Origin of the sequence: Martelella mediterranea (assembly GCF_021021415.1) — a bacterium.
Taxonomy (GTDB): domain Bacteria; phylum Pseudomonadota; class Alphaproteobacteria; order Rhizobiales; family Rhizobiaceae; genus Martelella; species Martelella mediterranea_C.
Map to the genome: position 1 here is coordinate 97,066 of NZ_JAINWJ010000004.1, position 12,438 is coordinate 109,503.

The following is a 12,438-nucleotide window of genomic DNA, read 5'->3' on the forward strand; positions in this document are numbered from 1 at the left end:
GCGCGGTCAGCGGCGCGCCCGCAGCTCGCTCAGGCCTTCCTCGAACGAGATCACCGGTCGATAGCCGAGTTCGCGTTCTGCCTTTCGGGTGTCGAGCGTGATCTCCACAGCGCTCGTCGCATAGTCCTGAAAACTGATCGGTCCTTTCAACCTGCCGCCGCTCAGGCGGTGCATGCCATCGCCGAGCCGGGCGATCATGCGGAGCGCACCGCGCGGTACGCTCCGGCTGCCGGCGTCCAGTCCCTGGCTTTCGAGCAGGCCGCTGACGGTTTCGCGAAACGGGCGGGCCGGGCCGTCGGTGACGTGATAGATCGCGCCGCGTCCGCCATGGGCGAAGGCCAGATCCACGGCATGGCAGAGATTGGCGATATGCAGGCTGGACGAGCGGTAGCCGCCGTCGGAAATCCAGGCGAACCTGCCGCTCTTCACGGCTTCGACCAGCACCGGAAGCGCCGTCGTGTCATCGCGGCCCCAGACCATGCGCGGGCGCAGGATGACCACATGCTGCCCCTGGGCCGCGGCGCGCAGCGCGATCCTCTCCGCCTCGGCCTTGCCCGCCGCATAGGCACCGGCGGGACGATCCGGATAGGGTGTCGTTTCATCGACATTGCGCAACGGACGGCTGTCCTGCAGGACGGAATCGGTACTGATATGGACGACCTTATCGATGCCGGCCTCCGCGGCGGCCTCCAGGACGCGCCGCGTACCGGCCGGATTGACAGAGGCGGCCGCGGAGCCGGCACCATGATCGACATTGGCCGCGGCATGAATCAGCCCGTCGGCGCCAGACAAGAGCGGCGCGAGATCGGCAGTCAGCATGTCGCCCAGAACCGGGCGAGCGCCCCAGGAGGCAAGGCGCTCGGCAGCCTCCGGATTGCGGACAAGCCCCGTGACCTTATCGCCTTTCGCGATGAAGTGGCGCAGCAGGTTGCGGCCGACATAGCCCGCAGCGCCGGTGATGAAGATGTGTCGCTCAGCCATTGCCATTTCCGATGCCATCTTTGCCGAAATCGGCGAGGGTTTCGATATCACTCAGGATTTCCGCGCGCTCGGCCTCGTTCCAATCATGAAGTTCGAGGTGCTGCTGGTATTTCAGCCCCTCAAGCGCCAGCCAGGCGAGCCGGGCAGCGCGGGGATTGCTCGCCTCGGCCAGAATGTGCCGGGAGAGTGTCTTCTGGTTGCGGTGGAATTCGGCACGCAGTTCGGCGTCCTGCATCAGGGCGGAGACGAGGCTCAGCACCGCCGGGTTGCCGTCAGGCACCGGCGGGCTGCGCCGGGCGGCCTCGATGCGGCCCTTCAGAGGTGCATCGGGTTTGCCCTCAAACGGCGCCGCGCAGGCTTTGTTGAACGCGTTGTCCGCCTGGATCGTGCGATTCACCAGAGCCGCAATGAGGTCGCGCTTGCTGGCATGCTCGTAAAGCACGGTCGCCTTCGAGACGCCCGCCTCCTTCGCTACCGCGTCGACGGTCAGCACGCCATCGCGTGCAACGACCCGCTCGACCGCATCCAGTATCTTGCTTTGATCGTGTTTTCTTGGCCGCGCCATCCATCACCTGTTTATTTCCGACCGGATGGAAATAAACAGGTGATGGCGGGATGTCAACAAGCTGGCAGAGCCGAACAACGCCGAAGACGGCCCGATACCCCGAACCGAAGGTTTGTCGATGCGCGTGGTGAAAACGGCAAAAAGACCAACAAATGTGCAATCCCGGCTATTGACTGAATTTTAATCCATGCTTAGGCTTCAGGTTAGATATAGGCCCTCTGGCCAACGGCAACCGCGCCCCGTTGAACGTCCTTCAAGGACGCGACGGGGTTTTTTGTTTTTCGACTGGGGAATCGCAGGCACGTGTCCAGATCAGGCCCTGTTTATCCTGTTGCGCTGCTGTTTTCGGCCGGGGGCACTTATGCCTCACTCGGACGGGAAGCGGTTGCCGGCGCGCTTGCGGCTATCGCCGAGATCAACGCGAACGAAAGCCTGCCCGTTCGTCTCGCGCCTTCGATCGCCGATCCGCAGGGCCAGCATTACGCGCATCTGGCGGAGGTCGCTCTCGGCGAAGGCGCCCGGCATATCGTCGGAACCATAACATCGTCCGGCCGCAAGGAAGTCATTCCGGTGGTGGAGAGACAGGGCGGTCTGTTATGGTACGCCTTCCCATACGAGGGTTACGAGGCCAGCGACAGCACGCTCTATTTCGGCACGTGCCCCAATCAGCACCTCCTGCCGTTGTTCGATTATGTGATGCCGCGCTATGGTAGCCGGCCCTTCGTCATCGGCTCCAACTATATCTGGGGCTGGGAAGTGGCGCGCATCGCCCGCGAGCTTGCGGAAGCGCGCGGCGGCTCCCTTGCCGGCGAACGCTATCTTCCGCTCGGCTACACGTCCTGCGACCATCTGATCGCGGAAATCCGCGAGCGCCGTCCGGACTTCATCCTGTCAAACCTGGTTGGCGAAAGCCTTCATGCCTTTCTACGCGCCTTTCATGCGCTTGCGCTCGAGGATGAACGGTTCGCGCCGGAGCGCTGTCCCGTCGTCTCGTGCAACGTGACCGAGGCGGACATCGAGGTGCTTGGCGCGACCGCCTGCGGACACATCACCACGTCGAGTTATTTCGACGGGCTCGACACCCCTGAAAATCGGGCGTTCAAGGCCCGGATTGCCGAGCGCCAGGGCCATCGCAAGGCGATCTCGTCATGTTTCGCTTCGGTCTACTCCGCCGTTTCGGTGCTCGGTCATGCCATTGCCGAGGCTGGCACGGACGATCCGCGGATCGTGCGCCAGGTCGTGACTTCGCGCCGGTTCGATACGCCGATCGGGGCGCTCTCGGTCGATCCCGCGACACAGCACGCAGCGCTTTCGTGCCATATGGCGGAGGTCGGGCAAGACGGACGGTTCCGCCTGTTCGACCGCAGCATCGGGCCGATCGTGGCCGACCCCTATCTTTCCGGTGATCCCGCTCGCGAAGCCTTCCGGCCGATGCCGCGAGCCGAAGGCGCCGCCGGCTTGAAGGTGGTCAGATGAAGACGTTCAAGCGACCAGACCTCGCCGGCAGAAAAGCCCTCATTCTCCACCCGCCGCACGCAACCGCCGATGCGCTGGCGCGGCAACTGGCGCTTTTGAGGATCTCCGCGCGGGTGGTCTGGCCGCAACTCGATCTGGCGGATGCCGAGGCCGACTTCGTGTTTTTCGATGTCGATGGCGGCCATGAAGGCCAGTTTCCCTGGGAGCCGGGTCGTGCCCCCATGCCCACCATCGCGCTGATCGGTTCTGAAGCGCCCGGCCGGATCGAATGGGCGATCGAACAGGGCGCCGATGCCCATCTGTTGAAGCCGATCGGCTCCACAGGCGTCTACAGCGCGCTGCTTGTCGCAAGCCACGCCTTCGAGACAATGCGTCGGCAGACGGATGACATTCGCGCGCTCGAGGGCCGGCTGCGCCAGCGCCCGTCCGTCGTCCAGGCCGTCCTCCTGTTGATGGAAGAGGGCGCGCGCGATCAGGAGGCGGCGATGAAGACCCTGCGCGCCATTGCCATGACCTGGCGGATGACGATCGAGGAAGCGGCGGAAGCCATCTGCAACAATGAGGGCCGCACCAAACGCGGCGCGTGAAAGACAAGGAGAAAGACGTGTCAGTGACGGAAGGCTTTGCACCCTATGGCGAATATCGGACCTGGTACCGGATCACCGGCGACCTGAAATCCGGCAAGCCGCCGCTGATCGTGGTCCATGGCGGTCCTGGCTGCACGCATGATTATGTCGACAGCTACAAGGATGTCGCCGAAAGCGGGCGCGCCGTCGTTCACTACGATCAGGTCGGCAACGGCAAGTCCACGCATCTGCCGGAAAAGGGCGCCGATTTCTGGACCGTCGACTTCTTCAAGAAGGAATTGCATAATCTGATCGATCATCTTGGCATTCGCGATGGCTATTGCGTGCTCGGCCAGTCGTGGGGCGGCATGCTGGGCGCGGAATTCGCAATCGATTGCCCCGCAGGCCTCAAGGCGCTGGTGATCGCAAACTCCCCGGCCGCCATGGAGACCTGGATTTCCGAAGCCAACCGGCTGCGCAAGGCGCTTCCAGGCGGTGTTCACGAGACGCTGCTGAAGCACGAACAGGCCGGCACGACCGACAGCGCCGAGTACAAGGCCGCCACCGACGTGTTCAACCAGAACCATGTCTGCCGGATCGTGCCGATGCCGCCGGAGGTCCAGCACACATTCGATCAGATCGACGCCGACCCCACGGTCTATCACACCATGAACGGGCCGAACGAATTCCATGTTGTCGGCACGATGAAGAACTGGTCGGTGGTCGGCAAGCTCTCAGCCATCGAAGCCCCGACCTATCTGATCTCCGGCCGTTTCGACGAGGCGACCCAGGCCTGCGTCACACCCTTCCTCGATGAAATCCCGGATGTCCGCTGGACCGTGTTCGGCGCTTCGTCCCACATGCCGCATGTCGAGGAGCGGGACGCCTGCATGGCGGCGGTTTGCGCCTATCTCGATGAAAAGGCCCCCTGAGCGGCGCGCGATCAACCCTGAACCAGAAAGCAAAAGAGGAACAGCAGTGATGAAGACAATCAGGCATTTGAAGACAGCAGGCGCCGCGCTCGCCGTCGGCCTTCTTGCGCAGACGGCGCTTGGCGGCCTTGCCCAGGCACAGGATCGCGACGCGCTTCTGAAAGAGCACAGCGGCGGCACCATGATGCTGGGCGCGGTATCGGCGGCCGGCACCATCGACCCGCATGTCAACTACACCGCCGAGTTCTGGCAGGTGTTCCAGATCCTCTATGATGGTCTGGTGAAGTTCAAGCAGGCCTCGCGCGCGGAAGGCTACGAGATCGTTCCCGATCTGGCCGAGGCGATCCCGGAACCGCAGGATGATGGCAAGACCTACGTGTTCAAGCTGCGTGACGGCATCAAGTTCGCCGATGGCACGGATGTGACGGCGGAAGATGTCGTTGCCTCGTTCCAGCGCATTTTCAAGATCAACGGCCCGACCTCCGGCTCGTTCTACAACAACATCGTCGGCGCCGACAAATGCCTCGCCGAGGCGGCAAGCTGCACGCTGGAAGGCGGTGTTGTCGCTGACGAAGAAGCCGGCACCGTGACCTTCCATCTGGTCGCGCCGGATTCGGAATTCTTTGACAAGCTCGCCGTTCCCCACGCGGCAATCCTGCCCGCCGAAACGGCGGCGACGGATGCCGGCACCAGCTATATTCCGGGCACCGGTCCCTACATGATCGAGAGCTACGACCCGAACGACAAGATGGTGATGAAGCGCAATCCGGAATTTTCCGAATGGAGCGTCGATGCCCAGCCGCAGGGTTACCCGGACGAGATCGTCTACCGCTTCGGCATGAACGAGGAATCGATGATCAACGCGATCCAGAACGGCCAGCTCGACTGGATGTTCGATCCGCCGCCGGCAGACCGGCTGAACGAACTCGGCACGCAGTATGCCGACCAGGTTCACGTCAATCCGCTGGCCGCCTTCTGGTACGCGCCGATGAACACCAACCTTGCGCCGTTCGACAACGTCAAGGTGCGCCAGGCCGTCAACTACGCCATCGACCGTAATGCGCTGGTCAACATCTATGGCGGTCCCGTTCTCGCGCAGCCGACCTGCCAGATCCTGCCGCCGGAGTTCCCCGGCTTCGAGGAAAGCTGCCTTTATACCAAGAACCCGGGCACGACATGGACGGCGCCCGATATGGAAAAGGCCAAGCAGCTTGTCGAGGAATCCGGCACAGCCGGGCAGAAGGTGACGGTGGTTGCCGAAGACACCGCGACGTCGCGGGCGGTCGGCACCTATCTGCAGAGCGTTCTGGCTGAACTCGGCTATGATGCCACGATGCAGGCGATCTCGCCGAACATCCAGTTCACCTATATCCAGAACACCGACAACAATGTGCAGATCTCGGTCTCGCAGTGGTTCATGGACTATCCGCAGGCTTCGAACTTCCTGAACGTTCTCCTGTCCTGCGCTTCGTTCAACGAGGGCTCGGACGCCTCGATCAACATTGCGGGCTATTGCAATGAAGAGATCGACGCCAGGATGGCTGAGGCCATGCAGACGGCCGTGACCGATCCGGAAAGCGCCAACAAGATGTGGGCCGAGATCGACAAGGCATTTATGGAACAGGCCCCGGTTGCGCCGCTGTTCACGCCGAAGAATGTCGATTTCACCTCCAAGCGCGTCGGCAATTTCATCTTCTCCAACCAGTTCCGCTGGCTCATCGACCAGTCCTGGGTGCAGTAGCAAGGACGGCTCTGCCGCGCCCGGTCCGCTCGCCTCAAGGTGGGCGACCGGCGGCGGCAGGGCTTCGAAGACATCACAGACAGGGCGTTTGCGCCCTGTTGCCGGCCAGACGAGATCCACGCCCATGACAGACGCAGCGTTACCAGTGAACCCGGCAGAGCCTAAGCCACGCGTCGGGCAAAGCCCGATGCGCCGGGCATGGCTCATCCTGTCGCGCGACAAGGCCGCTATCGGCGCCTTTGTGGTGTTGATGGTGATCGTGCTGGCCTGTCTCGCCGCGCCGCTCTATGCGAAATATGTCGCAAAGTCCGATCCGTTCCGTTCCAATCTCTCGGGTTCGATCGAGATTGACGGCAAGGCCGAGAAGATCATGCAGGCCTCGACCTCCGGCCTTGGCCTTGGCGTTACTCCCATCGGCCCCACCTGGCATGGTCAATACATGCTCGGCGCCGACAATCAGGGCCGTGATGTCGCAGCGCGCCTGCTTTACGGCGGGCGTAATTCTCTTCTGATTTCATCGGCGGCAACGCTCATCTGTCTGGTGCTGGCGGCGGCCATCGGCATTTCAGCCGGCTTCTTCGGCGGCTGGGTCGATATGGTCCTGTCGCGGATACTGGAAGTGCTGTGGGCGTTTCCGGTCTATCTCCTGGCCATCTCGCTTTCGATCGTGCTGCTGTCGCAGACGATCGTTCTCGGCCCGATCGAGATCAGTTCGGGAAGCCTCGCGCTGCCGATCGTGATCATCGGCATCATCTACGTTCCCTATATTGCAAGACCGATCCGCGGGCGGGTTCTGTCTCTGCGCGAAAGCGAGTTCGTGCTTGCCGCCCGCGGCCTCGGCATTCCGCGCTGGCGCATCCTCGTCAAGGATATCCTGCCGAATGTGACGACCACGCTGATCGTTTATATCCCGATCATGATGGCCCTCAACATCGTCACGGAATCGGCGCTCTCCTTCCTGTCCATCGGCGTCCAGCCGCCGGACGCGAGCTGGGGCACGATCATTCAGGATGGGCAGGGCCTGCTCTACACCCGGCCGATGGTGGCGCTTGCGCCCGGCATCGCGATCGTGCTGACCGTGCTGGCGCTGAATGTTCTCGGCGACAGCGTGCGTGATGCGCTCGATCCCAGAACCAAGATGCGCTGAGGGCCGATCCGATGTTTTTTGCCATCCTCCAGCGCCTCGGCCAGATGATCTTCGTGATGTTCGGCATCTCGACGCTTGTGTTCCTGATCTTCTTTGCAACGCCCGGCTCCGATCCCGCCGCGCGCATTGCAGGACGCAATGCCGCCCAGGAAACGGTTCAGGCGATCCGCAAGGATTTCGGCTTCGACAAGCCGCTGCCCGTTCAATATGTGGTCATGATGAAGAAGCTGTTCGTCACGCGCGACCTGACCTCATTCGTCAATCGCGGGCTCGAAGTCGTGCCACAGGTCATGCGGGCCGCTCCAATCACGCTGTCGCTGGTGTTCGGCGCGGCGGTGCTATGGGTGTTCGGGTCGATCGCGGTCGGGGTTCTGGCGGCGATGTATCGCGACACGGTGATCGACAAGGGGCTGATGATCCTCGCGCTGATCGGTGTGTCGATGCCGGTGTTCTGGCTTGGCGAATTGATGAACCTGGTTTCCCAGAGCCGCTTTCATGACACATGGCTTTTCTCCTGGGTGCCGGGCCTTGGCTACAAGCCGTTCTTCGATGGCCCCTGGATGTGGTTCAAGACGCTGGTGATCCCGTGGTTTACGCTGGCCGCCCTTTACATCGGCATTTATGGCCGTGTTCTGAGGGCCAATCTGGTGGAGGCCTATCAGGAAGACTATGTCCGCACCGCCCGCGCCAAGGGCCTGTCGCCCGGCCGCGTCATGCTGCGCCATGCGCTCAGGATGTCGATGATCCCGTTCGTCACCATGTTCGGCCTCGATTTCGGCGTTCTCGTCGGCGGCGCCGCGCTGTTGACGGAGGTCGTGTTCGGTCTGAATGGCGTCGGCCGCCTGACCTATCAGGCCATGCTCAACCTCGACCTGCCGATGATCCTCGCGACCGTGATGTACGCCTCGTTCTTTGTCGTGGTCACCAATGCCATTGTCGACATCATCTATGTCGTCATTGATCCACGGGTAAGGGGGCACTGATGGAAAAAGCCGCAAACGCACCGCTGCTCGATGTGCAGGGCCTGTCGGTATCCTTCGCCACCGACCGGGGACGGGTAAAGGCAATCGATGACGTGTCGTTCCGTGTTGAGAAGGGAGAAATCCTGTCGATCGTTGGTGAATCCGGATCGGGTAAATCGGTGACCTTGCTGTCGCTGCTCGGCCTCAACGATCCGAAAACCACCTTCGTCGAGGGCTCCGTCGCGTTTCAGGGCAAGCGCCTGCTTGAGCTACCGGACCGGGCGCTGCGCCGGTTGCGCGGCAAGGAAATCGGTCTGATCTCGCAGGATCCGATGACGGCGCTGACGCCGGTCTATACGATCGGCTGGCAGATTGCCGAACAGATCCGCACCCATGAGAATGTGTCGAAGAAGGCCGCGCGTCTGCGCGCGGCCGAACTCCTCGCATCCGTCGGCCTGCCCAATCCGAACGAGGCCGTCGACCGCTATCCGCATCAGCTTTCCGGCGGCATGCGCCAGCGCGCCGTCATCGCCATGGCGCTGTCCTGCAGCCCCTCGCTTCTGGTGGCCGACGAGCCGACGACGGCGCTGGACGTGACCGTGCAGGCGCAGGTTCTGGATCTACTTTTGAAGCTGCGCGACGAATTCGGCTCCGCGATCATCCTCATCACCCATGATATGGGCGTGGTCGCCGAAGTCGCGGACCGGGTTCATGTCATGTATGCCGGACGGATGGTGGAGAAGGGAACGACGGCGGAGGTCTTCGACCGGCCGATGCATCCCTATAGCTGGGGACTGATGGCTTCCATCCCGCCGCTCTACGGCGAAAAACAGTCACGCCTTCCCTCGATTCCCGGCATGCCGCCGACCCCGCAGCAGGCCCCGACCGGTTGCGGTTTCGCGCCGCGCTGTCGGTTTGCAAGGCCGGAATGCGAGGCCCGTCCGCCGACCCGCCGTGACGGAGACCATACCGCGCTCTGCGTGCTTGATGGCGCCGAACGCGAGACGGCGCGACGGATGGTTTTGGAGCATGAGGTGGTCGCATGAACGAGTTGAAAAGGCGCGAGACGACACGGGCGAACACGCCGCTGATCGCAACCCGCGACCTTGCCAAGCACTTTACGGTCGGCAAAACCATGCGGCCCGGTTCGGGCCGGACGCTTTACGCCGTGGACGATATCACGCTTGAAGTCCATCAGGGCGAAACGCTCGGGCTTGTGGGAGAGTCCGGATCCGGAAAATCCACCCTTGGCCGCTGTCTGACTCGGCTTTACGACCCGACCTCCGGGACGCTGGAATTTGACGGCAGCGACATCACCCGCACCGGCGAGCGCGGCCTGCTGCCGGTGCGCAGGCGCATGCAGATGATCTTTCAGGACCCGTCGGCCTCGCTCAACCCGAAACGGCGCGTGCGCGATATCGTGGGTGAGGCGGTCAGGGTTCACGGCATCCGCAAGAGCAATGCGGTCGATCACTGGCTCGAGGAGCTGATGGATATCGTCGGCCTCAGCGCGGAATATCTCGACCGCTATCCGCATGAATTTTCCGGCGGACAGCGCCAGCGTATCGGCATTGCCCGTGCGCTGGCGGTCGAGCCGGAGCTGATCGTTGCCGACGAGCCTGTCTCCGCGTTGGATGTTTCCGTTCAGGCCCAGATCGTCAACCTGTTTTCGGACCTGCGCGAACGGCTGAACCTCACCTACATCTTCATCGCGCATGATCTGGCCGTGGTCCGCCAGGTATCGTCACGCGTCGCGGTCATGTATCTCGGCTCGCTGGTCGAAATCGGAAAAACCGATGCGCTCTATCGCGCGCCCCGGCATCCCTATACCCAGGCATTGCTGTCCGCCGTGCCGCAGGCGGAAAACCGCGGGAAACGTCAGCGTATCCTGCTGGAAGGCGAAATTCCAAGCCCGCTCGACCCGCCGAAGGGCTGCAAGTTCAGCACCCGCTGTCCTTTTGCCGCCGATCGCTGCCGCTCCGAGCGTCCAAAACTGCAGGATTTCGGCGACGGCCATCAGGTAGCCTGCCATTATCCCCTCGACGCTGCCGCAGATTAGGGCCCGTCAGGTCGGCATCGTCTTGCCGCGGTAGCCCGGCGCTTTGAGACCATGCTCGATCAGGTCCAGCAATTGACTTCCGGCTGTTCCGATGTCGAACCGAGGGTCAGCCAGCCAGCTTTCTATGATGCCGCAGATTCCTGCGGCAATAAGCAGAGCCACAGATTCCGGTGCGACATCGCCTCGGATTTCCCCTGCGTCGATCCCGCAAGCGGGTTTCGAACTCGGATCGTGAGAGCCTGTGAATAGGCCGCCGCTTGATGCGGCGGGCGGGCGATTGCCCCGTTTTTAGCGGCGGTGGATAGGCAGCGCCATCAGCGCCTGCTGCCCGCACACGCCGCTGCGTTCATCGCGAACCGAGACATGGCGGCGGGGAGTGGGGCAACAGAGTTGATCGTTCGGATCGCCGGTTGCTCGGCTATGGCGCCTGAAAGCTTCGTCAGGCGGCGGACTGGTTATGGCTGCCGCCGTCGCGCACGACGCCCTTCAGGCTGCGGCCGGTATGGCTGAGGCTGCTGCGGGCGGCATCCGCTAGCGAGACGATACCGCACATGCGCTTGTTGTCGTCCAGCACGACGAGGCGGCGCACCTGGATATCGCCCATATTGGCGAGAACGTCATCCACCTCATCCGTGTCGCGGCAATATTTGACGTCGGTGCTCATCACCTCGCTCACCTTGCTGCGCCCGTCGAGGCCGGTGGCAACGCCGCGCGTGACGATGTCGCGGTCCGTCACCATGCCGACCAGCCGGTCGTTCTCGCCGACCGGGAGGAAACCGATATCTTCGTTCGTCATCCGCCTGGCGACGTCGACAATGATGTCGTCGGGTTTCGCAAGGGCGACGTCGCGTGTCATGATTTCTGAAATTCGCATCGTTCTCTCCTTGGCGTTTTCTCCTTGGAGCCCGCCCAACTGCAAGCCGCGCGGAATGTTCCAGCGGAATGTCGGCGACGGGTTTGCGAACAATTTCGCTCCTTCGCTGTTAGGCGCGGACCGGGCCCAGGCCCGCAACAAAAGGAGATTGTTTCATGAGAACGAAGATCTTTACCCTGACCGTCGCAGTGGCGGCGCTGGCCTCCAACATCGCAGTGGCCGCGGATGGAGACCGCGTTCAGGGCAGCCTTGCCGGAGACAACATCAGCGGAACGGTGACCATGCTGGAGACCGCCTCCGGGGTCGTGCTCGTCGAGATCGATGCGGAAGGCCTCCCGGAAGGCGAGCATGGCTTTCACGTGCATGAAGTCGGTCAGTGCGATGGCGACAACGGTTTCAAGAGCGCTGGAGGTCATCTCGCACGCGGGCTCGATCACGGTATCATGAGCCAGAACGGTCCCCATCCCGGCGACATGCCGAACCTGCATGTGGGATCCGACGGCATCGCCAGGGCCGACGTCTTCGTCCGCGGCTTCACGCTCGGGCGGACCGGCAATCAGCGCATCCTTGATGATGATGGATCGGCGGTGATCATTCACGCAGGTCCCGACGATTACAGCACGCAGCCCTCGGGCGACGCGGGCGATCGCATTGCCTGCGCCGTTCTTGAGCCGGTGGAGTGAGACTGAGGCAGCGGCCGGACCAGACCGCGGTCCGGCCGCATGTCGCGGCGGTCACCGGCCGACAGGAGTGCCCACAGGGCACAACTGAATGCCGGCACGGGTAAAGGGCGCGCTCCAATCGCCGCCAATGCGGCAGAACGCTGCTGAGAGCGCCTCGTTCCGTCAGCGCTCTCCCTTCTCCGCCTGTTTTTCGACGATCTCAAGCGATGAACGGGCTTCCTGAAGCAGCGGCTCGAGATCCTGTCCGCGTTCGCTGGCCTCGGTTCGGCTTTCCAGTTCCGTTATGATGTCCTTCAGGCGCTTGAGGCGGTCCTCAACGGGGTCGCCGCCATAGGTTTGCGCGGTGATCTGGCGCGAGGTGATGTCCTCGGCGAGGCTTTCCACATCGGCTTCTCCGCCAACCGGTGAATGCAGAGGGTCTTGCTGTTGATTATTGCGACTGTCGGCCATGG

The 12,438-nt window shown here is 62.8% G+C and carries 13 protein-coding genes; 9 read left to right on the forward strand and 4 right to left on the reverse strand.

Going from position 1 to position 12,438, the window contains the following annotated elements:
• Nucleotides 1-6 precede the first annotated feature (6 nt).
• Complete coding sequence (locus K7H91_RS02210) at nt 7-981, reverse strand: NAD-dependent epimerase/dehydratase family protein (protein ID WP_230718548.1); 975 nt, start codon at nt 979-981, stop codon at nt 7-9.
• The gene (locus K7H91_RS02215) at nt 974-1,546 is read right to left on the reverse strand and encodes a TetR/AcrR family transcriptional regulator (protein ID WP_230718549.1); all 573 of its coding nucleotides are present in this window, start codon (nt 1,544-1,546) and stop codon (nt 974-976) included. The genes K7H91_RS02210 and K7H91_RS02215 overlap by 8 nt, the downstream gene beginning before the upstream one ends.
• A gap of 303 nt (nt 1,547-1,849) precedes the next feature.
• Between K7H91_RS02215 and K7H91_RS02220 the strand changes: the two genes are divergently transcribed.
• The 8 genes from K7H91_RS02220 (at nt 1,850) to K7H91_RS02255 (ending at nt 10,429) form a co-directional block, all read left to right on the forward strand.
• Nucleotides 1,850-3,022, forward strand: coding sequence for a transporter substrate-binding protein (locus K7H91_RS02220; RefSeq protein ID WP_230718550.1), 1,173 nt, complete (start codon nt 1,850-1,852; stop codon nt 3,020-3,022).
• Nucleotides 3,019-3,609, forward strand: a complete 591-nt coding sequence (locus tag K7H91_RS02225; protein WP_230718551.1) for an ANTAR domain-containing response regulator — start codon at nt 3,019-3,021, stop codon at nt 3,607-3,609. The genes K7H91_RS02220 and K7H91_RS02225 overlap by 4 nt, the downstream gene beginning before the upstream one ends.
• A gap of 17 nt (nt 3,610-3,626) precedes the next feature.
• Nucleotides 3,627-4,520, forward strand: coding sequence for a proline iminopeptidase-family hydrolase (locus K7H91_RS02230; RefSeq protein ID WP_230718552.1), 894 nt, complete (start codon nt 3,627-3,629; stop codon nt 4,518-4,520).
• A 49-nt stretch (nt 4,521-4,569) separates the two neighbouring features.
• Nucleotides 4,570-6,261, forward strand: coding sequence for an ABC transporter substrate-binding protein (locus K7H91_RS02235; protein ID WP_230718553.1), 1,692 nt, complete (start codon nt 4,570-4,572; stop codon nt 6,259-6,261).
• 187 nt (nt 6,262-6,448) lie between these two features.
• On the forward strand, nt 6,449-7,408 hold the full coding sequence (locus tag K7H91_RS02240; protein ID WP_230718554.1) for an ABC transporter permease: 960 nt from the start codon (nt 6,449-6,451) through the stop codon (nt 7,406-7,408).
• An 11-nt stretch (nt 7,409-7,419) separates the two neighbouring features.
• The gene (locus tag K7H91_RS02245; protein WP_230718555.1) at nt 7,420-8,391 is read left to right on the forward strand and encodes an ABC transporter permease; all 972 of its coding nucleotides are present in this window, start codon (nt 7,420-7,422) and stop codon (nt 8,389-8,391) included.
• Nucleotides 8,391-9,416: an ABC transporter ATP-binding protein gene (locus K7H91_RS02250; RefSeq protein ID WP_230718556.1), complete on the forward strand. Its 1,026-nt coding sequence runs from the start codon at nt 8,391-8,393 to the stop codon at nt 9,414-9,416. The genes K7H91_RS02245 and K7H91_RS02250 overlap by 1 nt, the downstream gene beginning before the upstream one ends.
• Entirely contained in the window at nt 9,413-10,429 is a 1,017-nt protein-coding gene (locus tag K7H91_RS02255) for an ABC transporter ATP-binding protein (RefSeq protein WP_230718557.1), read from the forward strand. Before K7H91_RS02250 ends, K7H91_RS02255 begins: the two co-directional genes overlap by 4 nt.
• A 439-nt stretch (nt 10,430-10,868) precedes the next feature.
• Here K7H91_RS02255 and K7H91_RS02260 read toward each other — a convergent pair whose 3' ends face one another.
• A complete protein-coding gene (locus tag K7H91_RS02260) occupies nt 10,869-11,303 on the reverse strand; it encodes a CBS domain-containing protein (RefSeq protein ID WP_230718558.1) in 435 nt (144 codons plus the stop codon).
• A gap of 155 nt (nt 11,304-11,458) precedes the next feature.
• Between K7H91_RS02260 and K7H91_RS02265 the strand changes: the two genes are divergently transcribed.
• A complete protein-coding gene (locus tag K7H91_RS02265; protein WP_230718559.1) occupies nt 11,459-11,986 on the forward strand; it encodes a superoxide dismutase family protein in 528 nt (175 codons plus the stop codon).
• Between the two features lie 162 nt (nt 11,987-12,148).
• On the opposite strand, the gene K7H91_RS02270 is transcribed toward K7H91_RS02265, so the two are convergent.
• Entirely contained in the window at nt 12,149-12,436 is a 288-nt protein-coding gene (locus tag K7H91_RS02270; protein ID WP_230718560.1) for a hypothetical protein, read from the reverse strand.
• Nucleotides 12,437-12,438 lie beyond the last annotated feature (2 nt).